17 protein-coding genes and 1 riboswitch are annotated in these 26,185 nt (G+C 66.2%); of the genes, 4 read left to right on the top strand and 13 right to left on the bottom strand.

The annotated features are described in order from the left end of the window. Positions 1 to 16 precede the first annotated feature (16 nt). Complete coding sequence (locus tag HZ989_RS05175) at positions 17 to 775, bottom strand: SDR family NAD(P)-dependent oxidoreductase (RefSeq protein ID WP_209322564.1); 759 nt, start codon at positions 773 to 775, stop codon at positions 17 to 19. Continuing rightward, positions 772 to 1,902 carry a fumarylacetoacetate hydrolase family protein gene (locus HZ989_RS05180; RefSeq protein ID WP_209322565.1) on the bottom strand — a complete coding sequence of 377 codons (1,131 nt, stop codon included), beginning with the start codon at positions 1,900 to 1,902 and terminating at the stop codon, positions 772 to 774. Before HZ989_RS05180 ends, HZ989_RS05175 begins: the two co-directional genes overlap by 4 nt. A gap of 180 nt (positions 1,903 to 2,082) precedes the next feature. On the opposite strand from HZ989_RS05180, the gene HZ989_RS05185 reads away from it, so the two are divergent. From HZ989_RS05185 to HZ989_RS05195, 3 genes are read left to right on the top strand one after another with little or no spacing between them, the layout of a single operon-like run. Beyond that, positions 2,083 to 3,684, top strand: coding sequence for a pectate lyase (locus HZ989_RS05185; RefSeq protein WP_209322566.1), 1,602 nt, complete (start codon positions 2,083 to 2,085; stop codon positions 3,682 to 3,684). Positions 3,685 to 3,740: 56 nt separating this feature from the next. Beyond that, positions 3,741 to 3,911 (top strand): hypothetical protein, encoded by a 171-nt coding sequence (locus tag HZ989_RS05190; RefSeq protein WP_209322567.1) that lies wholly within the window; start codon positions 3,741 to 3,743, stop codon positions 3,909 to 3,911. A 25-nt stretch (positions 3,912 to 3,936) separates the two neighbouring features. After that, entirely contained in the window at positions 3,937 to 5,559 is a 1,623-nt protein-coding gene (locus HZ989_RS05195) for a family 43 glycosylhydrolase (RefSeq protein WP_209322568.1), read from the top strand. A gap of 122 nt (positions 5,560 to 5,681) precedes the next feature. Here the strand turns inward: HZ989_RS05195 and HZ989_RS05200 are convergent, their stop codons facing one another. The 9 genes from HZ989_RS05200 to HZ989_RS05240 all read right to left on the bottom strand — a co-directional run bounded on the left by HZ989_RS05200 (position 5,682) and on the right by HZ989_RS05240 (position 21,438). Then, positions 5,682 to 9,089, bottom strand: coding sequence for a TonB-dependent receptor domain-containing protein (locus tag HZ989_RS05200; RefSeq protein ID WP_245162463.1), 3,408 nt, complete (start codon positions 9,087 to 9,089; stop codon positions 5,682 to 5,684). Between the two features lie 338 nt (positions 9,090 to 9,427). Then, positions 9,428 to 10,213: an ABC transporter ATP-binding protein gene (locus HZ989_RS05205; RefSeq protein ID WP_209322570.1), complete on the bottom strand. Its 786-nt coding sequence runs from the start codon at positions 10,211 to 10,213 to the stop codon at positions 9,428 to 9,430. After that, complete coding sequence (locus HZ989_RS05210; RefSeq protein ID WP_371812982.1) at positions 10,210 to 11,187, bottom strand: FecCD family ABC transporter permease; 978 nt, start codon at positions 11,185 to 11,187, stop codon at positions 10,210 to 10,212. The genes HZ989_RS05205 and HZ989_RS05210 overlap by 4 nt, the downstream gene beginning before the upstream one ends. Before the next feature lie 5 nt (positions 11,188 to 11,192). After that, positions 11,193 to 12,062: an ABC transporter substrate-binding protein gene (locus HZ989_RS05215; RefSeq protein WP_209322572.1), complete on the bottom strand. Its 870-nt coding sequence runs from the start codon at positions 12,060 to 12,062 to the stop codon at positions 11,193 to 11,195. A gap of 96 nt (positions 12,063 to 12,158) precedes the next feature. Beyond that, entirely contained in the window at positions 12,159 to 14,120 is a 1,962-nt protein-coding gene (locus HZ989_RS05220; RefSeq protein ID WP_209322573.1) for a TonB-dependent siderophore receptor, read from the bottom strand. Positions 14,121 to 14,270: 150 nt separating this feature from the next. Beyond that, a riboswitch (cobalamin riboswitch) is annotated at positions 14,271 to 14,478 on the bottom strand. 32 nt (positions 14,479 to 14,510) lie between these two features. After that, complete coding sequence (locus HZ989_RS05225; RefSeq protein WP_209322574.1) at positions 14,511 to 16,919, bottom strand: glucan 1,4-alpha-glucosidase; 2,409 nt, start codon at positions 16,917 to 16,919, stop codon at positions 14,511 to 14,513. 15 nt (positions 16,920 to 16,934) lie between these two features. After that, positions 16,935 to 17,861, bottom strand: coding sequence for an alpha/beta hydrolase (locus HZ989_RS05230; protein ID WP_209322575.1), 927 nt, complete (start codon positions 17,859 to 17,861; stop codon positions 16,935 to 16,937). Further along, positions 17,858 to 19,378: an MFS transporter gene (locus HZ989_RS05235; protein ID WP_209322576.1), complete on the bottom strand. Its 1,521-nt coding sequence runs from the start codon at positions 19,376 to 19,378 to the stop codon at positions 17,858 to 17,860. The genes HZ989_RS05230 and HZ989_RS05235 overlap by 4 nt, the downstream gene beginning before the upstream one ends. Then, a complete protein-coding gene (locus HZ989_RS05240; RefSeq protein WP_209322577.1) occupies positions 19,375 to 21,438 on the bottom strand; it encodes a glycoside hydrolase family 97 protein in 2,064 nt (687 codons plus the stop codon). The genes HZ989_RS05235 and HZ989_RS05240 overlap by 4 nt, the downstream gene beginning before the upstream one ends. A gap of 76 nt (positions 21,439 to 21,514) precedes the next feature. Between HZ989_RS05240 and HZ989_RS05245 the strand changes: the two genes are divergently transcribed. Next, a complete protein-coding gene (locus tag HZ989_RS05245; RefSeq protein ID WP_245162464.1) occupies positions 21,515 to 22,567 on the top strand; it encodes a LacI family DNA-binding transcriptional regulator in 1,053 nt (350 codons plus the stop codon). Positions 22,568 to 22,569: 2 nt separating this feature from the next. Here the strand turns inward: HZ989_RS05245 and HZ989_RS05250 are convergent, their stop codons facing one another. Then, positions 22,570 to 24,207 (bottom strand): alpha-amylase family glycosyl hydrolase, encoded by a 1,638-nt coding sequence (locus HZ989_RS05250; protein ID WP_209323045.1) that lies wholly within the window; start codon positions 24,205 to 24,207, stop codon positions 22,570 to 22,572. Positions 24,208 to 24,218: 11 nt separating this feature from the next. Beyond that, a complete protein-coding gene (locus tag HZ989_RS05255) occupies positions 24,219 to 26,027 on the bottom strand; it encodes an alpha-amylase family glycosyl hydrolase (RefSeq protein WP_209322579.1) in 1,809 nt (602 codons plus the stop codon). Positions 26,028 to 26,185 lie beyond the last annotated feature (158 nt).

A 26,185-nucleotide genomic window follows, 5' to 3' on the forward strand; every position in this document is an offset into this window, starting at 1 on the left:
CGGCCCGATTGTTCGCTCAGCGCCAGCCGGCGTCGACGAAATACTCGTGTCCCGTGATGAAACGGGCGTCGTCCGAGGCCAGGAACATCGCGAGCGCCGCGACGTCCGACGGTTCGATCCGGCCCTTCAGGCATTGGGCGGCGACGATTTCGGCCTCGCCCTCGGGTGTGTACCATTTCATCTGGCGGGGTGTTTTCACATTGCCGGGGACGATGCAGGCGACCCGCACGCCATCGACGCCCAGTTCGCGCGCGAGGGCTCGTGTCATGCCCTCGATCCCGGCCTTGGCGGTCTCGTAGATGGACAGGTCGGGCAAACCCAGATGCCAGCTGATCGACCCCAGGTTCAGAATGACGCCTCGACCCCGTTCGCGCATGCCCGGCGCGACGGCCTGGGCGGCGAAATACAGGTGGCGCAGATTCACCCCGATGCGGTCATCCCAATAGGCAGGGGTGACCTCCGCCAGGGTGTGCCGGTCGTCGTTGGCCGCGTTGTTGACCAGCACATCGATGGGGCCGTGTTCGGCGATGATCCCGGCGAGGGTGGTGCGGAGGACCGTCAGCTCCTGCAGATTGCAGACCCGGAACAGCGGCGGCGGACTACAGTCCGCCAGGGCGACGGCGAGGGCCTGGGACTCGGACTCGGCGACGTCGAGAAACACCACCCGCGCGCCTTGCCGCGCGAACCCTTCCGTCAACGCCGCCCCGATGCCGCTGCCGCCGCCGGTTACGACCACGAGGCGGCCTTTCAGCGACGGATAGAGGGCTCCGCTCACAGCAGGCCCCGCCCGGCGAGATTGGCCATCAGGGCAGAGATGCCGAAGGTCCACGGCGGCGCATCCTCACAGGCCGTGACCCGATTTCGCAGCACGCCCAGCCTCGGCGACGACACGCAGACCTCGTCGCCGGTCCTGTGGGTGAATCCCTGACCCGGCGCGTCGCGGTCGTCGATCGGCGCGAACATGGTGCCGAGATAGAGGGCGAAGCCGTCCGGATACTGGTGCGATGACGAACAGGTCTGGGCCGCCAGATCGAGCGGATCGCGGCTGATCAGGCGCATCGACGACTGACCCGACATGACGAACCCGTCCTTGCCCGTAACCGTCAGGGACACGACGGCATTGCGCACGTCCTCGATGCCGTAGGTCTCATCGAACAGCCGGATGAAGGGACCGACGGCCGCCGAGGCATTGTTGTCCTTGGCCTTGCCGAGCAGCAGGGCCGAACGGCCCTCGATGTCGCGCAGGTTCACATCGTTGCCCAGTGTTGCGCCGACGACCGTGCCGGTCGGGTCGCAGACCAGCACGATCTCCGGCTCCGGATTGTTCCAGGCGCTGTCGGAGCGAACCCCGACCTGGTCTCCCCAGCCCACGGTGGCCAGCACCGGGGCCTTGGTGAAGATTTCCGCGTCCTTGCCGATCGCGACTTCGAGATACTGTGACCAGAGCCCTTCCTCGATCAGCACGGACTTCAGGGCCTCGGCCTCGGACGAGCCCGGTTTGACCGCCGACAGATCGGAGCCGACGCGTTCGGCAAGAGCGGCGCGGATCGTCCGGGCCGCGCCAGGGTTCCCCCGAGCGCGTTCCTCGATCACGCGCTCGACCGCAGAGACGGCGAAGGTGACGCCGGAGGCCTTCACGCATTGCAGGTCCAGCGGCGGCAGCAGGCGGGGCAGCGCGGAATCGTCGTTGAGGGGAAGAGCGTCGAGGGGGCCCAGATTGTTGCCGGTCAACGACGCAGTATGACCCCGGGCGATCGCCTGTGCCGTGGTCGGTGCGGTCGCCGAGATGTCGAGCACCTCGCCACGGCGCAGCAGGACGGGTGTTGGACCTTCGGCCAACAGCAGGCGGCCGAGGAAGGACCCTTCGCGCCAGTCTTCGGGCATGTCGTCAATCAGCTTCACGCGCGTCTCCGTCCACATTCTGCCGATGTGGTAGCGATAACATGGATGGCTCTGGTCCAGACTGTCATGCCGGACTCCCTAGCATTCCATTCAAAAGTATTATCATATCATCAGTGAGCGAGAAGCTGTGCGGAGGTGCCGACGAAGATCGGACTTCCCTGTAGTCGGAGGATTTGTCGAATGCTGACGCGACGGACCTGGCTTGTCGGCGCTTCCGCTGCACCGCTTGCGGGCGCGGTGGGTGCGTGGGTGGCACCGCGCGCGGAGCGGGAGGCCGTCATGGACACCATGCGCCGCGCCACGACCTTCATGACCGAGCGTGTGTCGACCCGTGGCGGTTATGTCTGGTCGTATCTGGCGGACCTGTCTCGCCGCTGGGGCGAGATGGAGGCCTGGCCCGGCATGATCTGGACCCAGGCCCCGGGCACGCCGGAGATGGGGCAGATCTTTCTCGACGCCTACCACGCGACGGGCGAGACGCTTTACTACGAGGCGGCCGAGCGCGCCGGCGACGCCCTGATCGCGGGCCAGCATCCCGGCGGGGGCTGGAACTACATCATCGATTTCGACGGCGAGGCGTCGTTGCGTCGCTGGTACGAAACCATCGGCCGCAATGGCTGGCGGCTGGAGGAATTCCAGCACTATTACGGCAACGCGACCTTCGACGACCATGCGACGGTGGAGTGCGGACGATTCCTGCTCCGGCTGCATCGGGAGAAGGGCGAGCCCCGCTTCCTGGCTGCCGTCGACAAGGTCATCGGCTTCGTTCTGGACAGCCAGTATCCGGTCGGCGGCTGGCCGCAGCGTTTCCCGAAGGCGGGCGAGTTCAGCAATCACGGACGCCCCGACTATACCGGACACATCACCCTGAACGACGAGGTCGCCCAGGAGAACATCGACTTCCTGCTGCTGGTGCTCCAGCAACTGGGCCAGGAGCGCGTTCGCGAGCCGTTGGTGCGCGCGATGGAGCTGATGATCGCCTTGCGGCAGCCGCAGCCGACCCCCGGTTGGGCGATGCAGTACACGCCGGATCTGAAGCCGGCACCGGCCCGGACCTATGAGCCCGCCTCGATCACGCCTCACGGCACGGCGGCGGCGGTCAATCAGCTGCTCGACTATTACGAATTGACCGGCGAGCCGAAATATCTGGCGCGGGTCGGCGAGGCGATCGACTGGATCGCCGGCCTCGAACTTCCGCGCGATCAATGGACCGCCGACGGCCGCAATTTTTATCGCAACTACGAGCCGGGCACGGGTCGGCTGATCGCCACCCACCGGCGCGGCTCTAACGCGCAGAACGGGGAATACTGGACCGATTTCGACACCGCAGGCATTCGGCCGGAGAAGCACATCGACGTCGCCCGACTGCGCGCCCGCTATCAACGTGTGCAAGGCCTGACGCCCGAACAGGCGACCCGAAACTCGGTCTTGCTCGGGCGAGGGGAGTCCCTGTTGCCCCCCTATGTCATCACCCAGGCGGTGGGCGGGTCGGACCTGAACGTCACGGCTGCCGCAGCGCGGGCCGACGCTGTCGTCGATCTGATCGCCGGGCTGAACGACGAAGGCTACTGGCCCCAGGAACTTCGCACGACCAGCCATCCCTACCGGGGTGATGGTCCCGCTGAGCCGCCGCCCGGCTTCGTCGATCGCGGCCAGGTCGGCGATGACTGGGACACTTCACCCTTTACCGAGCCGACGGGTCCGACAGGCATTTCCACGGGTCTGTACATCAACAACATGAGCCGCTTGATCGGATATCTGCGTGAGACTGACGCCGCATGAGGCCGTTCAGGTCGGGGCGCACGCATAGCCTCGGGGTGCGCTGCGCGGCGGTCGCCTTGCCTCGGATCGAGGCCGCTTCGTCGAACGACGCGCCGACACTGCCCGCAGCGGCGCTTCCGTCACAGACGCAACTGTCCGACCGGAACACGCCTGGAAGCGCCAGGGTCGTCGATCCGGTCCACAACCCGGACGGCACGATCCGGGCTCTGGCGCTCTTCGTCCGCTGATTTGTTGTCTCAACCGAGGTTCGCCATGCCATCCATCCACCGCCGAGCGGCGCTGTCGAGCCTTCTGGGCGGCGTTGCCCTGACCGCATTTCCGGGCCGTTCGGTTCTGGCCCAGAGCAACGAGGACGCCGCGCCACTGGGCCGTGAATGGGCGCACATGCGATGGGCGCGGGGCATCGAGAACCAGAGGAAGGCCGATCTGGGCGACGGCACCTATCTGAACCCGATCATGTCGGGCGATCACCCCGATCCTTCGATCCTGAAGGACGGCGACGACTACTATATGACCTTCTCGTCGTTCGAATCCGTGCCCGGCATCCACATCTGGCATTCGCGCGATCTGGTGAACTGGCAGCCGGTGGTCGCGGCCCTGACGACCAATATCGGCTCGGTCTGGGCTCCGGAGCTGTGCAAGCACGGAGATCGCTACTATGTCTATATTCCGGCGCGCTTTCCCGACTACCGGTCCAGCTATGTCATCTGGGCGGATGCGATCGAGGGACCCTGGTCCGAGCCGATCGACCTGAAACTGCCCAACCGGATCGATCCCGGCCACATCGTTGGCGAGGATGGCAAGCGCTATCTGTTCCTGAGCGGGGGCGACCGGGTCAGGCTGACCGACGACGGCCTGGCGACCGACGGAGCGCTGGAGCACGTCTACGACCCCTGGCGCTATCCCGACGACTGGATCGTCGAGGGGTTTGCGCCCGAGGGGCCCAAGCTGATGAAGCGGGGCGATTATTTCTACATGATCACGGCCGTGGGTGGCACCGCTGGTCCGCCGACCGGGCATATGGTGATCGCCGCCCGGTCGCGGTCGATCCACGGCCCGTGGGAGAACTGCCCGCACAATCCGATCGTGCGCACCGTGTCCGGGGCCGAGAAATGGTGGTCGCGGGGCCATGCGACCCTGGTCGAGGGACCGGCCGGCGACTGGTACATGGTCTACCACGGCTATGAGAACGCCTACTGGAGCCTGGGGCGCCAGACGTTGCTGGATCCGGTCGAATGGACCGAGGACGGCTGGTTTCGCGCCAGGGGCGGCGATCTGGCGACGCCCCTGCCGATCCCGGCGGGGGGCCAGGCCGTGCCTCACGGCATGGCGCTGTCGGACGACTTCTCGACCGACAAGTTCGGTATCCAGTGGAGCTTCTACGATCCGCAGGCGGATGAGAAATCCCGCCTGACCCGGGCCGACGGGGTGTTGCACATGCGGGCCAAGGGCACGGCCCCCAGCGACTGTTCGCCCCTGACCTTCGTGCAGGGGGATCAGGGCTATGTGCTGGAATGCGAGATCGAGATCGATCCGGCCACGGTCGCCGGTCTGATCTTGTTCTATGATCGCCAGCTGTATGCCGGGCTGGGCTTCGACCCGGCCAGGTTCGTCACCCACCAGTACGGCATCGAGCGGGGTCGGCCCGAGCACGCCTACGGCTCCCGGATGCAGATCCGCCTGACCAACGCCTTCCAGAATGTCTATTTCGACACGTCTGCCGACGGGGTGACCTGGAAGAGGTTTGATCGGGGCATGGAGGTGTCCGGCTATAACCAGAACGTCCGTGGCGGCTTCATGATGCTGCGGCCTGCGATCTATGCGGCCGGGGAGGGCGAGGCCCGTTTCAGGAACTTCAGATACCGCGCCCTGTAGGCGTCCGGTGAGTGGCTTGGCGAAAGAGGGCGGGTCCGCTCCAAATCCATGTTTCGCCAAACGAAAAGGAGCGCCGGTTGAAACCGGCGCTCCCATTCTGATCCATGTCTTCGAGGGACGTCCTAAAAGACGGCGCGGGCACCGATGAAGAACTGACGTCCCGTCGACCCATAGTTGGTGGTCACGCGATCGTCGGCGTAGCCCCAGCGGTTGGTCGTCTGGTTCGTCAGGTTCAGGGCTTCGGCCGTCAGGGTGACGAAATCGGTCAGCTTGTAGGTGACCGAGGCATCCACGTTCAGCGTCTTCTCGCTGCCCAGGAAGTCGTTGACCAGCGGCGAGTCCGAGAAGCCCGGATCGGTCGTGCCCGAGGCGATCGGATACTGGGTCACATAGTCCGCGCGATAGGCCGTCGAGACGCGCGCCGAGAACCTGGGCACTTCGTAGAAGACCGTGAAGTTGAACGCGTCGGGCGATGCGCCGGTGAATGGCCCCACGCCTGTGACCAGCGGAGCCGGTGTCAGAATGTAGTTCAGCTCCGATTCGAGGTGGGTGTAGTTGGCCTGGATGCCCAGGTTTTCGAAATACCAGGGCAGGAAGATCAGGTTCTGCTGATAGTTGACCTCGACGCCGCGGATGTAGCCGCCCGGAGCATCGCGGAACTGACGGATGCCGAACGGGCGATCCGCGTTGATGTAGTCGACCTGGTTCTGGGCCTGCTGACGCGCAGCGGCTGACTGGGTGGTGTCGGCGGCCAGGACTTCGAACTCGGCCCGCAGCTCGGCGATGGCTGTGGCATCCAGAATGGACGACAGGGTGCCGTCACCGACCAGGGTCTGCGGGAAGGATTCCACTTCCTTGTCGAAGATGGCGACCGAGAACAGGGCGTCGGGCTGGAAATACCATTCGAAGCTGAGGTCGTAGTTGGTGGCCGTGAACGGAGCCAGCTTCGGGTTGCCGATCGTGATTGCGCCGCCCGTCGTTGCACCCAGGCCGTTCGGCACGGTGAAGGCCGTGACGCTGGGGGCCAGGTTGCCCAGCAGCGGGCGGGACATGACCTTGGCGACACCCAGCCGGATGATCATGTCGTCGGCGACCTCATAGGCGAGGTTCAGCGACGGCAGGGTGTTGTTGTAGTCGTTGTCTGCGCTGATCGCCCGGCCGCGATTGGTGAAGCCGTTGGAGTCGAGGCCCGTCTGGGCGCGGCGCAGACCGACGTTACCGCGCAGGTCGCGACCGAAGACAGGAACGTTGAAGTCGGCCTGGATGAAATAGCTCAGGTCCGTTTCCTTGATCTCGAAGGTCTGGGCGAAGTTGAACTTCGTCGAGATGCGCCAGTCGTTCCACTTGTTGACGCAGTTGCATTCGAAGTCGAACAGGTTGCGGAAGGCGTCCAGGTCCGGGGCATAGAAGCGCGTGGGTGTTCCGGTCGGCAGGTCGAGGCCCTGGCCGAAGGTGTGCACGGCACCGACCTGACCGATGGTGGCCCCCGCCTCGATGAGGCTGGGGTTCAGCGTCTCGCGTGCCGATTCACGCTGCAGGGCGGTCGTGTAGAAGGTGTAGCGCTTGCGCTGAATCCCGGTCTTGAGCGTCAGATACGGATTGGCGTCCCAGGCGAAGTCGATGTTGCCGCCTTCGTAGTGGTTGTCGACCGTCCGCTGAAAGTAGCGGATTGCCGAGAAGCCCTTGACCACGTCCCAGTTGGCCGGATTGGCCACGTCGAAGCCGAAATTGAGCGATGGCATGTCGCCGCCGCCGCGCGCATCATAGACGAAATAGCCGTCGCCGGCCGCGCCCGAGCCGGAGTTCAGGCGGGTGAACTCGACCAGTGAGCCTTGCGTCTTGTTGACCGAGCGGCTCTCGCCATAGATCGCCCGCATCCGGAACGTGTCGCTGAACTCGTGCTCCAGATTCACCGTGCCTTGCTGGAAGAAGGTCGTGTAGCGCGCCTCGTCCGCGGCGGACCGCATGTCGACGTTGCTCAGCACCAGATAGTCGGCGTTGGCACCCGTCGGGCTCAGCGCCGCATCGATCAGCCGGATTCCCGGCCGACCGATCAGAGCATTGCGCATTCCCAGCCCCAGGGGATCGGCGATGTAACCGCGCGACGATGGGCTGTTGTAGTAGTCGAAGGGTTCCAGGTTGTTCGGGTTGAAGCTGAAGCCCGAAAGCGTTCCAGCGACCGGTGTGGTGCCATAGATCTGTTGACCGCAATCGATACCGGCCAGGATCGCCGTCTCGGCGCGAGCGTTGCAGGTCGCATACAGCGCGCGCCTCTGGGCGGCTGTGCCGGTCGCCGTCGCATTGGCCAGCTGATAGGTTGCCGGGTTGGCTGTGCCCTGGGTGTTGTTGCGGTTCAGGCCGACGGGAACGATCTGGTAGTTGGTCGAGATCTGGTCCAGTTGCGAATAGACGCCGTCGAAGCTGATCGTCGTCCGTTCGCTCGGGCGCCACTGGGCCGAGAAGGTCAGGCCGGTGCGCTCCTGATGCAGGTCCTGCTGGTTCAGCGTCGGCAGGGCCGGGATACGGACCAGCGAGCCGGCCGCGACCGTGCTGCCCGCGGCCGTCCCCGTCGCATTGTTGTTGCGCAGGGTCGAGCCGATCGGGCTGTTGATCAGTGCATAGGCCGTGGGGTTCGAGCCGCGCAGCGCGTCGCAATAGGACTGGTTGGTGATGTTGACGCCGGGGATGACACCGACGATGCCGGGCAGCGTGCCATTGCAGTTGGTACCGGTGGGGGCGGCGAAGCCCTGACGGGTCTGGATCTGACTGCCGGCGGCGATGTTCGGTGTGCCTGCGAAGGTGGCGCCGCGATAGATGTAGTCGGACTGACCGGCCTGGCGCTGATAACTGTCGATCGTCTGGTCGCGACGGTTGAAGGCCGCCGAGGCCAGGATACCGACCTCGCCAATGCCATCGAAATGCCAGCGGTCCGAAACCAGTCCGGCAAAGCGCGGATTGTTGGTCTCGCCATTCTCGTAATAGGCATCCTGCGCCGAGAACGCGAAGCGGCGGTCGGAGTAGTCAAGCGGCCGGCCGGTCTGAAGATCGACCGTGGCCCCCAGCGAGCCTTCTTCCGTTTCGGCCGAAGCGGTCTTCTGGACCTTCAGCGAGTTGAACAATTCGGAGGCGAAGGTGTTGAAGTCGAAGCCGCGGCTGCGGTTCGGGCTATCGCCTGCGATGGAGGCACCGGCCGTCGACAGCGCCTCGACGCCATTCAGACGGACGCGGGTGAAGTCGCTGCCCAGCCCGCGTACGGTGATGGTGCGGCCCTCGCCGTTGTCGCGGTCGATGGACACGCCCGGCAAGCGCTGAAGCGACTCGGCCAGGTTGGCGTCCGGAAAGTCGGCGATGTCCTCGGCGTTGATCGCATCGACCATGACGTTGGCGTTGCGCTTGGTCGCCAGGGCACTGCGCAGCGCACCACGAATACCTGTGACGACCACTTCGTCGACCTCGGACGCCTCGTCCTGCGGTGCAGATGTCGGGGCGGTTTGAGCCCAGACCCCGCTGGAGGTCGCGAGCGTGAACATCAGAACGCCGGCAGAAGCCGCGGTTCGCAGATGACGCAGATGTGCTGTTCTCATAGTCTTCAACCCTCCACCGTTCGGCCCTCTACGGAGCCTGAACCCGGCCCTTCGGCCAATTCACACAGTCGATGATACCGGTGTCAATTTGACATAAACGGCCACTGCGCCCGGCTCCCGATTAGTATGACAAATGTTGGTTGGCAAGGGGCATCGGCCTGAGCCCGGATGTGGTGCGACTTTCTGGTCCCATGTAATCCGCACCGCCGGAAGCGTGAATCATGCCCTCGCTGATTTCCGGAGCCTGATTCACGGCGTCGGCGGAATCGCGAAGCGATTCTACCTCAGCCGATCAGGCTCCGGGCACGCCGTATCACATCGACCCGGGGGCCCCCCGGCCCACGGGTCAGGCTGGCCTCCACACCATAGGCGCGCTTCAGCATCTCGGGCGACAGGGCAGTGGCGGGCGGGTCGTCGGCCAGCACACGTCCGTCGGCCAGGACGATGATGCGGTCCGATAGTCTCAGCGCCATCGACAGGTCGTGCAGCGTGACGACGACGCCGACCCCGTCGTCCGCCAGCCGACGAAAAAGGGCCGCCACATCCAGCTGGTGCGCGGGGTCGAGGCCCGTCAGCGGCTCGTCGGCCAGCAGCCACTCGGGTTCTCCGGCCAGGGCCCGCGCGATCAAGACCTGCGCCCGCTCTCCGCCCGACAGGGTGTCTACGATCCGGTGCTCGAACGCTGTGACATTGGCGGCCATCATGGCCCGGTCGACCGCCGCATGGTCGTCCCGGGCCGGACCTCGCGCTCCGATGAAGGGTGTACGGCCGAGTGCCACCAGTGTCCGCGTGTCGACAGTCCAGGCGATCTCTGGCGTCTGGGGAAGAAAGGCCAGTCGCTTGGCGCGCTCGCGCGCTTTCAGCCCGGTCAGTGGGGCATCGTCCAGCCGGGTGATGCCCGCGGTCGGCTGGCGTAGACCCGCCAGACAGGCGAGTAGCGTCGATTTTCCGGCTCCGTTCGGGCCGACCACGGTGGTGACCTTGCCCGCCGCGATCGACAGGCTGACGTCCGACAGGATCGACCTGTGCCCGATCTTCACGCCCAGCGCAGTGCAGGACAGGACGCTCATGCGATCTTGCTCCTCAGGCGCAGCAGCAGGACAAGGAAAAAGGGCGCGCCCAGGGCCGCCATGGCGACGCCCAGCTTCACCTCGTCCGCCGACGGGGTCAGCCGCACCAGGATGTCGCCCGCCAGCACGATGACCGCGCCTCCGAGAAGGCCAGGCACCAGCAGCGCGCCGGGCCTGGCCCCGACCAGGGGCCGCAGCAGGTGCGGCGTCACCAGGCCGACGAAGCCGATCACCCCGGTCACAGCCACGCTCGCGCCCGCCGCCAGGCCGACGCCCAGCGCCAGGGTCCAGCGCATCCGCGGCATCGAAATGCCCAGGGACCGCGCCCCGACGTCGCCCAGGGTCAGGGCGTCCAGCCCTCGTCCGAGGGTCAGCAGCAGAGCACAGCCGAGCCCGATCAGCGGTGATGCCATCCACACCTCCTCGAAGCTGCAGTCCGCCAGGGAGCCCATCAGCCAGTCGACGATCTCGTTCACCGCCCAGGGATTGGGAGCCAGCGACAGGGCCAGCGATACGCCCGCGCTGGACAGGATGTTCAGGATCGCGCCCGCCAGGATGAAGGTCACCAGACTGGACGCCGAGCCCGACAGCAGCATCAGCACGCCGACCCCGATCAGCGCCCCGCTGATCGCCGCGACCGGCAGAGCCCAGGGCGCGACCGCCGTCACGCCGTAGTAGAGGGTCAGCACGGCACCCAGCGCCGCCATCGAGGACACGCCCAGCACACCCGGATCGGCCAGGGGGTTGCGCGTGTAGCCCTGCAGCACCGCGCCCGACAGCCCGAGGGCCGCACCCACGACGATCCCCAGCAGCGTGCGCGGCAGCCGCAGCTCGAACACGATGGCCCAGCGCGGATCGACATCGGGCTGCAGCCAGGCCTCGAAGGGGACCCAGACGCGTCCCGCCATCAGGCTGATCCCCGACAGGATCACCAGCAGGGCGATCAGCGCCGCATACAGAACGGATCGGTTCACGGGCCTCATCCGAGCCTCGACGTTGCGACCTCGCGGGCGCGCCTCAACGCGGCCGCGGTCTGGATCAGGACCGGCCCGCCGCAGAACAGCAACCGTTCGGGAAAGACCGCCCGGCGCATATCGCTGGCGACGCGCCCGAGCGCAGGATGCTCCATGATCCGTTCGGCCCGGCTCGGCGCGCCCGGCCAGGATTCGCCTGACAGCAGGATCCGGGGCGGATCGGCGATCAGTCTTTCCAGCGGCACATTGCCGGTTCGCGTAAGGCCATAGCGCGTGACGGCATTTTGCAAGCCCGCGCGCCGCATCATCTCGTCCATCAGCGTGCCTGGCCCCGAAGCAAACCCGCCCGGCATGAAGATCAGGGCAGAAGGGGGCGTCGATCCGGGCACCGGAGCGGCGGCGCTGATGGCGGCCTCGATCTGTTTCACCAATGCCTCGCCGCGATCGGCATGTCCGACCAGGGCGGCTACTGTCCGGACCTGCTCCAGGCTCCCGGCGATTGTCTCGGGCACGCCGAACAGGTGGGTGGGAATCTCAAGGCGCCCGAGGGCATTTCGTATGGCCAGCGACGAATACTGGCTGGTCATCACCAGATCGGGCCGGAGAGCGATGACTTCTTCGGCCGTTCCGTAGGTATGGGGCAGGGTTTTCGCGATGTCGGCGATCGTCGATCCATAGGGGTCGCGCGCCCAGTGGCTCAGGGCTGCGATCTGTGACCGGTCTGCGACCCTGACAAGGATGACGTCCAGGCACGGGTTCAGCGAGATGATGCGCTGCGGGCGACCGTCGGCCACCGGCGGGCGCGGTGGGGGCGCGCTGCCACATCCGGCCAGGGCCAGGCCGCCCGCCACCAGAGCTCTCCGGTCCGGGCCCATCAGAGATCGATCCTGGACCGCAGGCGCGCGGACGGGTCGTCCGTATGCGCCCCGTCCAGTCTTCTGCGGTGAGGGATGGGTGCGTGCATCGCCTGGCTAGAAGCGCGCACGCAGGCCGAGGAAGACCCCGCGACCCGCTACGCCATAGTGGCGTGTCGTCTCATAAACCTCATCGCCGACGTTCTCGATCCGGCCGTAAAGCTCCAGCGTCTCGCCGAGCGGATAGGAGGCGCGCAGATCGACCAGGGTGTAGCCCTCCAGACGGGTGGTGTTCGACGCATTGTCGAAGCTGTCGCCCGCGTGCTGCAAGGCTATCGCGGTCGACAGACCGAACGGCCAGACATAGCCGACGGTCAGATTGGCTGCGTCCTTCGGGCGGCGCGCCAGCTGACGCCCCAGGTTGGCACCCGGGGTGCGGTTCTCGGTGTCGGTCCGGGTGTAGTTGGCGGTGATCGTCAACGACCCGATCTCGTAGTCCGCCGCCAGTTCGACGCCGTCCGCCGCTGTCAGGGCGATGTTGCTGTAGTAGCCGAAACGCCGCACGCCGTTGCGGAAGCACTGAGGTGCCGACGCCGGCGTTACCGTGGAGGCGCAGGATATGAAGTCGATCTGATTGGTCGTCTCACGCGAGAAATAGGTCGCGGCAAGGGTCAGGCTGTTGTCCAGCAAGTGCTGTTCGACACCCGCGTCCCAGCCGTCGGCCGCCTCGGGCTGCAAGGTCGTGTTCCCGAAGTCGCTGTACAGCTGGTACAGGCTCGGGGCCTTGAAGCCTTGGCCGAAGCTGGCGCGCAGCACCGTCGAGCCCGCGTTCAACGACCACGCGGCCGCGGCCTGTCCCAGGGTCTTGCCGCCGAAGGTGTCGTGCTCGTCGCGACGCACGCCACCCGTCAGGGTCAGGCCGTCGATGACCTCGGCCTGTAGCTGGGCGTAGAAGCCGTAAGTCCCGATGTCGGCATTCGCCCGCGGGGGGTTCGGCCGGGAGGATGATGGCGAGGCCGAATTGAACGCCGAATCCTCATGTTCGGCCCCGAAGGTGGCGGTCCAGCCTTTCTGAACGTCGAACACGCCCTGGTACTCGAACCGCCTGTTCAGGCCGTCGGCGTCGAAGGTCACGGCAGTGACGGCCTGGTCCGGGTTCCGGCTCTCCCGGTCGGTCCGCGTATAGGCGTAGGCGAGCCGGTTGCTGAGCCGCCCGTCGAGCAGGTCGACGTTCAACCCCGTATAGGTGACGAGTTCCCGCGTGCTGGCGGTTTCGCGCGTGTCTGCGAAGGCGAATGCCGGTGACGGGAATCCGTCCGCCCCGGCCGTTCCGTCCGAATAGACGGCGCGCAGGTCGATGGACACACCGTCCGTGACGCGAATGCGGGCTCGACCGCTGAGCCCGACGTTCTCGTATCCGTCCTGCTCGGTACCGCGCGCGAAGGCCGAGAAGCCGTCGCTCTGATAGTGGGCGCCGGCGAGCCTCCACGTCACGCGCTCGGTCATCCCGCCGATGTTTCCGCGCAGATAGGTCGTGCCCCGCGACCCGGCCTCTGCGTCGAGACCGGCCTGGAAGGGCCGGGTCGGTTCGGCGGTGACGATGTTGACCACGCCGCCGATGGCCTGGGAGCCCCACAGGGTCGACTGGGCGCCGCGCAGCACCTCGATACGCGCGATGTCGCCGACCAGCAGGTTGCCGAAATTGTACCCGCCGCCTGTGCCCGACGGATCGTTCAGCTTGACGCCGTCGATCACCGCGACCGTCTGGTCCGTCTCGGCACCGCGGATGCGAAGGGCGGTCGCCGCGCCGATCCCGCCGTTGCGCGACAGGCTCACGCCCGGCGTGCGGAGCAGAAGGTCGGCGACGCCGACGGTCTGGCTCGTCGTGATGTCCACCGCCGTCAGCACGGTGACCGACTGGCCGACGCGCTCGGCCGACTGTGCAGAACGGTTGGCCGTGACCACCACGTCGTCGAGCAGGCTCGAATCCATGGCGGAAGTTGCGGTTTGTGCGTTCGCGGCGCTGGTCGCAAGCAGGAGCGCACCGGTGACGGCGCTGATGGTCAGTTCGTTCCTCATGGGTCCAATCCCTCGTTTGACGACGAGCCGACTTGCGAACGGCCGCGTTCAGGCGAGGAGACACGCCCGGTCGCGACCACGCGCACGCGCGGCCCAACAGACGTCGTCATTCGGGTCTGATCCCGTTCCGCCCGGCACACCACGTCCGCGCGAAGGACGACCACGACAGGCAGGTCTCCTGGCTTGCGGGTCAATGCCGGTGCGCGCCGCCTTCCCAGATCCTCCGGCTTTTGCCTTCGAGATCCAGTGGCCCATGGTGCGCGGGCTCGCCGCTTACAGTTGCGTGGGCAGCCCGGGGTTCACACCCGAGTTCCCTATTAATCCCCATTTCTGAGGAACCTGTCGCAACGTCGCTCTAGGCCAATGCCAGGGTATCGGCAAGGACGGCGATCACGACGAAGGCCGACCCTGGCGGGCGTATCTCTCGGCCACCGGACCATAGCGATCCCAGACGGCGCGGTCGGCGAGGGACCGGAGCAGCTTCAGATACTCCGCATGGGTCCAGGCGAGCGGGGTGGCGGAGTCTGTGCCTTCCCCGATCGCATAGCCGGACGGCGTCCGTCCCACGCCGTCCCAGACCTGTTCGGGAAGCATCAGGCCATCGTTGGCGAAGCTTTCCATGCCGCGCACATAGGTCTGGCGGATACGATCGATCGCAGCCGGGTCGGCCGTACCGTCTTGCAGAAGGCGGGCCAGTTCATAGGTGCCGCGCTCGCCGGTGAAGATCGGCCAGACGCGGCCACGCTGACCGGGCGTCATACCGCCCAGGCCGTAGTTTCCGGCCGTGTCGGTGTTCTCGCCATAGCCGTCGTTGCCATAGCGCCGCCAGCCCGGGGATCCGTTGAGATCATAACGCACGCGAAGACGATCCTCGCGCATCTGATCGTCGTATTCGGGCAGGGTGCTGACGATCGAGGGCGAGTTTGCGGCCCGCACGCCATAGCGGACCAGTTCCAGAAACCCGCCGTCCACGATGCGGTCCTCGGGCAATGCCGGTTGACCATTGTTCTCGCCGAGGGGGGCGCGATCGTTGGGGTCTTCGTTGCGGGACAGCCGCAGGAAATAGTCGCCGTCGCCGAGCGAGCCTTCGGTCGTGAACATCCGGGCCTCGACCTTGCCGGCGTAGTCATCAGCAGCGGCCTGGTAGCGGTCCGCGGACGAGGCGTCCCCGGACGCCCGCGCGATCTCTGATGCGACCGTCAGGCCTGTGATGACGGCGGCGGTGGTCGAGGGCGAGTAACCTTCCTGCTCTTCCCATCGCTCCTGCTGAGACCAGGGGGGCGTGATGGTCCGGTCGTTCCATTCCAGACCGATCCTGCCGCCATCGACCAGGAAATCGGCGGCGGGCTTGATCATGGCGGTATACATCCGGGCCATCTCGGCGTCGGAGACCTCGCCGGCCTTCCATAGACGCCAACCCAGCATGATCGGCATGGCGGTCTGATCCAGCTGGACCCCGACCCATTCGATCTGCCCGTCCACATGGGTCTTCTGCAGGAACCAGCCGGTCGCGCCGGTATTGCCGGGCGTTTCGGCGTCGACCTGGACCTGGGGCAGGTAGCGGAAGGCGGCCAGGGGTGTCTGTTTGTCGCCCAATGCCATCAGGGCCATCGCCACCTGATAGAAGTCGCGTGGCCAGACGGCCTTGTAGCCGGTCGAGGCCTGTGTCGCGTCGACCGTGGCGCCCCAGGGATTGGACAGCGACGCGATCAGCGCACCCGCATAGGTCCGGTCCTCCTGCACCTTCAGCATCAGGGCCGAGGCATAGGCCAGCTTGCCGCCGTCGGTGGCGACCTCGGCCATCCGGGGCAGTTCGGTCAGCGACCCGATCCAGTCCTTCCAACCGACGCGGTCACCCTCGCCGTTGAATCGGGCGAGAACTTCGTCAAGCCCGGTGGTGAAGCTGGCGTCGGCGGCGGCTTCGGACGCGGCCTGCGTCGGGCCGAAACCGATGACGAAGTCGCGGGTCAGGCTCTGGCCGGCTGCGATCGTCGGCAGGGATCCCGTCAGGACGACCGCACCGGGCGTATCGCCGGTGGAGGCGTAGGTGTGGGTCAGCCGGCCGTTCGCCCGCAGGTCGGTCAGGCCGTCGGAGGTACCGAGGAAGCCGGCGCTGGCCGCCTCGAACGGCTGGCCGGGGCGCAGCGTCAGGTGCACGTCCCCCTCGCTCGCGTGCAGGCCCGTGGCCGTCGCCTGGGCCCGGTCGCCGCCACCGGTGTTGGCCATGTGCGGCTCGAGGATCAGATAGGGGGTGACGGGGGCGGAGCCTGCCGTGATCGTGACGCGCAGGATCAGGGCGTTGCTGTCGGGATCGGTGAAGACGCGCTTCTCGATCTCGAACGCATGGTCGGCGCTCTCCGTCACCACGCGATAGGCGGGCGAAAGGGGGCGGCCGCGCGCGTCCGTGTGCAGGTACTCCGTGCGGCTGACCGTGTCGGTGCCCTCGATGCCGAGCCGGTCGCCAGAAACCACGGCAAAGCGCAGCGCCTTGATCTGTGCCTCGTGGATCAGACCGTACATCGTCTCGGTCAGGACGCCGTCGGCGAGCGAGAACCAGACCCTGGACACCGGGCCTGTCGGACCGCCGTCGCGGTACTGCCCGTCGACATAGGCTTCGTATGAGGCCCCGACGCCGGTCTTGGCCGCGCTCGACCAGGTCGTGGCGGCCCCCGGCGCACCGGGCGCCACTGTCTCGGCCACCGGAATCGCGGACGCGCCGGTGGACAGAGGCATCGATGCGCAGGCCATCAACGGCAGGACGGCGGCACCGAGCAGCAGGGCATGGGTCAGTTTACGCATGGACATACTCTCTGGTCAGGCGGGCGAAAGGAGGAAGGTCAGGGGGGCGTCGAGACGGCTGTTCCAGCTCTTCTCGTTATGTTCGGCACCGGGGAAGACCAGGGTGCGGAACCGGTCCGGTCCCCAACCGGCGGCGCGGATCACGCCGTCGATGCGCGACTGGAACGAGGGATAGAAGGCGTCGAGCGTCTCGTCCCCCCGATCCATGTAAAGCCGGTGCGTGGCGGGGTCGGGCAGGCCGCGCTGGATGACGCTGGACCAGGCCAGGACCACCGCCTCGCGCCAGCGTTCCAGGGCGTCGCCCTCCAGCCGCTCCAGCCTCAGCGGCCAGTGGGTCGAGAGGCAGCCGGCGGAGCCGAACACCTCCGGATGTTTCATCATCGCATAGAGCGAGATCAGGCCGCCCATGCTGGATCCCGCGATCAGGGTGTCGTCACGATCGGGCAGGGTGCGATAGGTCGCATCGATCATGGGCTTCAGATCTTCGACCAGGAACTGCAGGTAGCCGTCCGACAAGGGCTCGCCGCCATACATGCCCAAGAGGCTCGTCCTGACTTCTTCGGGCAGGGCGGTGATCAGGTCGGCGGGGACGTATTCGCGCAGGCGAAGCGGTGTGTTCCAGACCCCGACCACGATCGGCAGGCGGACCTGACCGGTCTGGGAAAGTCGCGCCAGATGCTCGTCCACGCCCCATTCGCCAAAGGCAGTGCGCGACGCATCGAACAGGTTCTGGCCGTCGTGCATGTAGAGGACGGGATAGCGCCCGGACCCTTCGTCATAGCCCGGTGGCAACCAGACGGTGACGTTGCGCGCCGCGGCATGGGTCGATGCCATGTCGGTGTAGTCGACCAGTCGGCCGGCGGTCGGCACGTCCGCTCGGACCGAACCCGCGAACGGGGCAGCGCAGATCAGGCTCAGGATGGCGCGGCGGTCGAAGTTCATTTCGGCTCCTTGACCAGCAGGGCGCAGGCAGCGGCCATGAAGAACGACACGCCCCCGATCCCCAGTGCCCAGATGGCCTGACCGTCGAAAAAGGTCTTCAGGATCAGGCCCAGAATGGTCGCCGCCAGGAGTTGGGGCACCACGATGAAGATGTTGAAGATGCCCATGTAGACACCCATTTTCCGACCCGGCACCGCCGCCGACAGGATGGCATAGGGCATGGACACGACCGACGCCCAGGCGAAGCCGACACCGATCATCGGAAGCCACAACAGGGCCGGGTCCCGGATCAGGGCGATGCCGATGAGGCCGAGGCCGCCCAGCACGAGATTGATCGCATGGGCTCCGTTGCGCCCGGTTTTCTGCGCCAGCACCGGGATCAGGAAGGCCGCCAGCGCCGCCACTCCATTGTAGACGCCGAACAGGACGCCGACCCAGTCCGCGCCGGTGTTGTAGGCGACCGAGGTCGTATCGGTGGTGCCATAATGGACCGTGGTCACGGCCGCCGTGGTGTAGATCCACATGGCGAACAGGGCGAACCAGGTGAAGAACTGGACCACCGCCAGGCTGCGCATCGTCGAGGGCATGCGGAAGATGTCGTCGACGATTTCGGTGACGCCGTTCGCTGTCCGGCTCGCGTGCATGGCCCCGACGACGATCTGCAGCAGGCCGAAGGCGGCGATGCCTCCGAACAGGACGTAGAGCTCCTTTTCCACACCCGCCACGGCGACTCCGCCGAACCCGGCCGCGCCGATCACGACCCAGATCAGGCCACCGTTGATATAGGCGCGGACCGAGCGAGCTGGGGCCTGATCGTCGATACCGGGCTTGCCGGGCAAGGCATGGTTGGCCTCGAAAGCCGCCATCTGGTCGGGGCTGTATTCGCGCGTGGTGATGACGGTCCACAGCACCGCTCCCAGCAGGGCGGCCGCTCCGATATAGTAGGCCCAGCGCACGGTATCGGGCACCATGCCGTCAGCCGCCGTCGCGCTGAGGTGCAGCACGTTCGAAAGGATCCACGGGAGGCAGGATGCGAACACCGCGCCGGCCCCGATGAAGAAGCTCTGCATCGCATAGCCGGCCGTGCGTTGCTCGTCCGGCAGCAGGTCGCCGACGAAGGCGCGGAACGGTTCCATGGTGACGTTGATCGATGCATCCATGATCCAGAGCGTCGCTGCCGCGAACCAGAGGCTCGGACTGTTCGGCATGGCCACCAGGGCCAGGGATGTCAGCACGGCCCCGACCAGGAAATAGGGTCTGCGCCGACCCAGCGGGCTCCAGGTCTTGTCGCTGAAATAGCCGATGATCGGCTGAACCAGCAGGCCGGTCAGGGGGGCTGCGATCCAGAGGATGGCGAGGCTGTCGACCTCGGCCCCCAGGGTCTGGAAGATGCGGCTGGTGTTGGCGTTCTGAAGTCCGAACCCGATCTGTATGCCGAAGAAGCCGACGCACATGTTCATGATGGCCAGGGCGTTCAGCCTCGGCCGGATGGTCAGGATCTTTGGAACGGCGATCATTGGCGTGCTCCCCGGCCCAGAGGCACGAAACGAATGGCCTGACCACCGCCCGGGGCGAGGCGAAGGGTCAGGATGTCGCCCGCGGTCACCTCCTGCTGCTCGATCACGATGTCGGTGCGACTCATGCCGCCACCGTCGCGCCAGGATGCGTGTGGACCGTCGCGGTAGATTTCGGCGCGATAACGCACGCCGGGCTCGAGGAAGGTCAGGGCGGCGCTCAGGACACGCGGGTTCTCGTCGGTGATGGAGCCCAGGAACCACTCGCGGCCGCCGCGTTCCTTGCGCACGATGGTGACGTAGTCGCCGACCTCGCCGTTCAGAACGCGGGTTTCATCCCAGTCGACGGCGACGTCCTTGATGAACTGGAAAGGGCCGGGGTTGGCTTCGTAGTTCTCGGGCAGGTCGGCCGCCATTTGGATGGGGCTGTAGATCGTCACATAGAGCGCCAGTTGCTTGGCCCAGGTCGTGGCCACTCCGTCGGGGCTGCGGGTCACCATGCCGAAGATGCCTGGGGTGAAGTCCATCGGCCCGGCCAGAAGCCGGGTGAAGACCAGGTTCACCTCATGCTCGGGCGGATTGCCGGGCTGGCCCCAGGCGTTGAACTCCATCCCGCGCGCGCCTTCCCGCGAAACCCAGTTGGGATAGGTGCGGCGCAGCCCGGTATCCTTGATCGGCTCGTGCGGATTGATCGCGACGTGGTGGGCGGCGGCGGCTTCCAGCACGGCGATGTGGTGGCGAGCCATGGCCTGGCTCTCGTTCCAGGCAAAGGTCGATTGGCCGTCGGGTCCCCGAACCTGCACGCCGCCGGCGTCCGCGACATAGCCTGTCTTGACCGTTGTGATGCCCAGGCGCTGATCCAGAGCGAAGGCGTCCGCCATCTGCTGCTCGTAATGGAACGCATTGCCGCCGGTCTCGTGGTGGCCGATCAGCTGGACGCCGCGTTCGCGACCATAGGCGGCCAAGCCTTCCAGGTCGAAGTCGGGATACGGTTGGGTGAAGGAATAGTCCGATCCATTGCCGAACCAGTCGCCGTCCCAGCCGATGTTCCAGCCCTCGACCAGAACGCCGCCAAAGCCGTTGGCCGCTGCGAAATCGATGTAGCGCCGCGTGTTTTCGGTCGTCGCGCCGTGGCGCGGGCCGGACGCCCAGGTCGCCCTGTCCAGGTGCATCTCCCACCAGATGCCGACGTATTTCATCGGCTTGAACCAGCTGACGTCACCGATCGCATTGGGCTCGTTCAGGTTCAGGATCAGGCTGGATTCGACCAGGCCGCCAGCCGTTTCCGAAATCTGGATGGTGCGCCAGGGCGTCGGGAAGGGGGCGGTCCGCTCCACTGCCGCATTGGTGAAGCCCGGCGTCAGGTCGGCGACGAAACGGCGACCTTCGGCCCGGCGCAGATTCATGCCCGCATAGTCCACCAGTGCCGCCTCGTGGATCGAGATATGCAGACCGGAATTCAGCTTCATCGTCAGCGGGGTCTGGGTGCCGGACGCCTCCTCGATCGGGGTGCGGTGGTAGAGATACTCCTCGCGATTCCACTCGCGCGACGGGATCCACCAGGCTTCCCCGTCTTCGGCGATGTTGAACTCCGTCAGTTCCGAGCCGATGTTCAGGACGGGCAGGGCGGCCTGCTCCGGGAACTCGTAGCGAAAGCCGAGGCCGTCGTCATAGACCCGAAAGACGACATCGAAACTGCGTGCCAGGGCGGTCCGCTCGCGCAGGTGGACGCGCAGTTCGCGATAGTGGTTGCGGATGAATCGCCGCTCGCCCCAGGGCTGCTCCCAGGTGTCGTCATGGTCTGTGGGGACCTCGGCCGTCACGACCAGATTGCGCTCCAGCTTTGGTGCGTCGGTGAGGATGAAGCCCAGGCGCGACGGTGCGATGACCGGCTGTCCCGAACGTGTGACCGCATAGCTGGGCCGTCCGTCACCGTCGGTCGTGACGCTGACCGACAGGGTCCCGTCCGGCGACGAAACCGTGGCCGGCGCGGGCGGCGGCGTCTGGGCCAAGGCCGGTGTGCACAGGGCCATGATGGCCAGCACGACAAAAGGAAAACGCATGGGCTTCACTCCGGTGCGGCTTCTAAAGCGAAGCTCTTGCCAACCGTCGCCTGCAGGGTGCAGATGCGGCGATGACGTGGTTTGCAGCAAATTTTGCAGAGACGGCGGGGTTGATTTGACGAAACGATCGACCCGCCTGGAGGACATCGCCATTCTGGCCGGCGTGTCCATCGCCACGGCGTCCCGTGCCCTGAACGACAGCCCGGCCGTCAATACGCGCACAAAGCAGAAAATCTGGAAGCTCGCCCGCGAGCACGACTATCCGTTCCGACGCCATATGCCTGCGGCTCCGATCGGCGCGTCGGGCACGATCGCCCTTGTGACGCCGCGGCCGCAGGGCCGCGAAGGCCGTCTCAGCGATCCGTTCTTTCTCGAACTCCTGGCCGGGGTGGGAGAGGCGGCGCGCGAACGCGGCTGCGACCTGGTCATGAGCCACGTCTCGCCCGCCAATCTGCACGACCTCAGCATCGCCATGACCACCAGCCGGGCGGACGGGGTGATCTTTCTGGGTCAGTCGACGCTGCACGCGGCCTTCAACCGGATCGCCGAGACGGAGGGACGGTTCGTTGTCTGGGGGGCCGAGCTGCCCGACCAGAACTATTGTTCGATCGGATCGGACAACATCAACGGCGGACGCAGGGCGACGTCGCATCTGGCCCGACTGGGGCGAAAGCGGATCGTCTACCTCGGTGACCTGGATCCGCCCGAGGCGCAGCAACGTCAACGGGGCTACCAGGAGGCGCTCGAGACCGCCGGGCTCAGCGTCGATCCCGACCTGATCGTTCCGGCCCATTTCGAGGTCGAGAGCGCCGAGGCTGCGGTCGATTCCATGCTGCGCCGGGGACTGGATTTCGATGGAATCGTCGCCGCGTCCGACCTTATCGCGCTCGGGGCGGTGCGCGCCCTGCTGCACGCCGGCAAGTCGGTGCCTGGAGACGTCTCGGTCATCGGTTTCGATAATGTACCGTTCAGCCGGTACAGCCGACCGGCCCTGTCGACGATCGCGCAGGACACGATGAAGGCCGGTCGTCTGATGATCTCCAAGCTGCTGGACCACGCCGGGCAGGGCGGCGGCCGATCCGAGCGGATTCCCACCGACCTGATCGTCCGCGAGACCTGCGGCGGCTGACATCACCCGGCCGTCCGGACGAGAATCCGGCCGATCATGGGCGGCAGGCGGTCGCAGCTGTGCGCGGTATCGTTTACCGACTCGATCGTCGTCCATCCACGAGGTTGGGTCCAGGCGATGTCCTCGTGACCCAGGTTGAAGACGCAAAGCAGGGATTCGGCTGCATACGTCCGCTCGAACACCAGCAGGCTGTCAGTGGCCGTGATCACCGTCATCGTGCCCGTCCGGAGAGCCGGATGTGCCCGACGCAAGGCGATCAGTCGGCGAGCCAGGTGCAGCGTGGATCCCGGGTCCCGCTCCTGGGCCTCGACTGTCAATGCCTTGTGGCGAGGATCGATCGGCAGCCATGGCTCGCTTTCCGAGAAGCCCGAAAATCCGTTACCGGTCTTCCATGGCATCGGTGTGCGCGCGCCATCGCGACCCAGGGTCTCGGGCCAGTTGGCGATGGCCTCGGGATCGACCAGCCGCTCGAAGGGTACATCCGCCTGCGGCAGACCCAGCTCCTCGCCCTGATAGACGAAGACGTTGCCCCGCAGACACATCAGCAGCAGCAGGGCCATCTCCGCATAGGCCTTCGGATCGCGACCCTGGGCCCAGCGGGACACGGCGCGGGGCGCGTCGTGGTTGGAAAACGTCCACGACGGCCAGCCCTCGCCCGGTGTCCCCGGCCACATCGCCGGGCCCTGCTCGACCAGCATGGGTGTCAGTTCGGGCGCATACAGATACAGGAACCCATAGGCCGACTGCAGCCGTTCGGCGCCCTGGGTGTAGAGCTTCATTTCCTCGTCGGCTCTTTCTCCTCCGACCTCGGCCACAAGGAACCGGTCGCCGTCGTAGCTGTCGGCCACGCGCCTGAGACGCGTCAGGAACGGCAGGATGTCGATGTGTGACTGATTGTGGATGTGCTGCTGAAAGTCGAACGGCCGCGTTCTCTTGCCCGGAGCGAGAACTGGCGGATTGTCTGTCAGCGCCGGGTCATGCATGGCGAAGTTGAGCGCGTCGCACCGGAACCCATCCACCCCGCGGTCCAGCCAGAAGCGGGCGACGGCTAGCAGGGCCTCCTGGACCTCCGGGTTCCTCACGTTCAGCTGCGGCTGTTCCTTGAGGAAGTTGTGCATGTAGTACTGGTGTCGGCGGGCGTCCCAGGTCCAGGCCGGGCCGCCGAACACCGACTGCCAGTTCGACGGCGGAGACCCTTCCGGCTTCGCATCGGCCCAGACATACCAGTCGGCCCTGGGGTTGGTCCGGTCCTGACGGCTTTCCTGGAACCAGGCGTGCTGGTCGGAGGTGTGGGAATAGACCTGGTCGATGATGATCTTCAGGCCGAGGGCGTGGGCCCGGGTGACCAGCCTGTCGAAGTCCGCCATGGTGCCGAAGATCGGGTCGATGCCGACGTAGTCCGATACGTCGTAGCCGAAATCCTTCATCGGCGAGGTGAAGAAGGGCGACAGCCAGATGCCGTCCACCCCAAGCGATGCCACGTGATCCAGATGGGCGGTGATGCCGGGCAGATCGCCGATCCCGTCCCCATTGCTGTCGGCGAAGCTGCGCGGATAGATCTGATAGAGGACCGCACCCCGCCACCATTCCCGGGTGTCGGCAGCCGGCGCCGGTCTGGCGGCCGCCGGGGCGTGGGTCAGAACTTCGGCAGTCAACGCACACCTTCAGAAGAACAGATCAGATAGTCGAATGCGGGAACGGTGACGCGCAGGCTGCCGGGTGCCGAGGCCGCCGCAGGGCATGCGCCGCGGACGGTCGACCATGTGGCTGAGGCCGCATCGACTTCGATGTTGGCGGTGATCGGAGCAGCCGAGGTGTTGTAGACGACCAGGGTCTCGCCCGGCAGGTCGTCGATACGCCGCGACAGGGCGAGGATGCCCGGTGTTTCTGCGGCGAAGCGCACCGTCTGCAGGCCGCGACGAAGGCGAACATCCGCCTGACGCAGACGCGCCATCGCGGAGATCGCCTGGTACAGGGGCGCGCCGGTCGCGAAGGGCGGCCGGGCACCTCCGACAATCCGGTCGTCCCTGTAGGATGCGACCTGGGTGTCGGCCATATCCTGGCGCGCTGCGCCATAGCCGCCCGCGCCTGTAAAGCCCTGTTCGTCGCCGTAGTAGAGCGTGGGAACGCCCCGGCTGAACATCATGAGCGCATGGGCCAGCGTCTCACGCTGCAGCAGCTCGGCGTCGGATATGTCGGGCTTCGCGGTCAGGATGAAACCCCCGATCCGTCCCATGTCGTGGTTCCCCAGGAAGGTCGGCAGCCCCAGGGCACCGGCGGCGCCCCCTTCGTAGAGCGCATCGGCGTCGAACACCCTGGCCAATGCGGTCGGTGGGACGTCGCGCGCCACCATGTCCGTCACTGCGTACTGGAAGGGAAAGTCGAGCACGGCCGGATAGCCGTCGATCCGGGTGAAGCGCGCCGTCACCGCAGGGTCGACGTCATAGACCTCGCCGAAGATGTGGAAGTTGGGAATGCCCCTGGCCCGCGCCCGTTCCAGCATGGCCGGGACGAAGGCTTGCCAGAACGCCGGGTTCACGTGTCTGGCCGTATCGATCCGGAAGCCGTCGATACCGTAACGATCGATCCAGTCGCCGAAGATCTCGATCATGCCCGCCACCACGCGCGGATGTTCGGTCATCAGATCGTCCAGGCCGGCGAAGTCGCCGTCGATCGAGCTCTCGCCGCGAAACGTCGAATCGCCACGGTTGTGGTAGTAGGCGGGGTCGTTCAGCCAGGCTGGCACCTTCACCGTCTCTTCGCCGGCCGGAACATAGGGCGTGTAGGCATAGTCCGATCGCGTCAACCGGTCGAAGTCGCTGCCGTCGAACCCGTCATTGATCGCTGGCCCGTCGATCCCGCCCCGCCGCGTGAACGGGTAGTCGGCGCGACTGCGATAGGTACAGTCATTGGCCGGGCACTCGCGGTAGCGGATGACGTCGGCCGTATGGTTGGCGACGATGTCCATATAGACCTTCATGCCGCGCGCATGGGCGGCATCGACCAGTCTGTGCATGGCCGCCTCGTCCCCGAAATGAGGATCGACGCGGGTGAAATCCGTGATCCAGTAGCCGTGGGCTCCGGCGAATTCCCGACCCGGCGCGCCCTGCACGGGCTTGTTCTTGAAGATCGGGGCCATCCAGATGGCCGTGGCCCCCAGTCCCTGGATATAGTCGAGGCGACGCTCGATGCCGGCCAGATCCCCTCCGTGGTAGAAGCCTTCGTCGGTCGGGTCGAAGCCATGTTCAAGTCGCCCGCCAGGAATGGCACCGGTGTCGTTAGTCGGGTCGCCGTTATCGAACCGGTCCGGCAACAGAAAATAGATGACCTCGTCCTGGGGCCGTCGCTCGCGAAAATCGGCCGTGGCCTGGGCGAAAGTCGGGTGCGCGCCCAGCATGATCATGAGCGCTGCCAGGCTCACGGGTCCCGGACCCCATAGACGACGCGCTTTTCGGGTCATGGATTTTCGTCCCACTGTGTCCCGGATGCATAGCCCAGGCACTTTCTTTGCAAGATTTTGCAGTCCGCGTGAGGCGCTGTCAATGCCGATACGGTCCCCTGGCTTCGTGCGGACAGTCGATGGTGCGCCGCAATATCGCGCTTTTCTTGTAGATGCAG

Origin of the sequence: Brevundimonas sp. AJA228-03 (genome assembly GCF_017795885.1) — a bacterium.
Taxonomy (GTDB): domain Bacteria; phylum Pseudomonadota; class Alphaproteobacteria; order Caulobacterales; family Caulobacteraceae; genus Brevundimonas.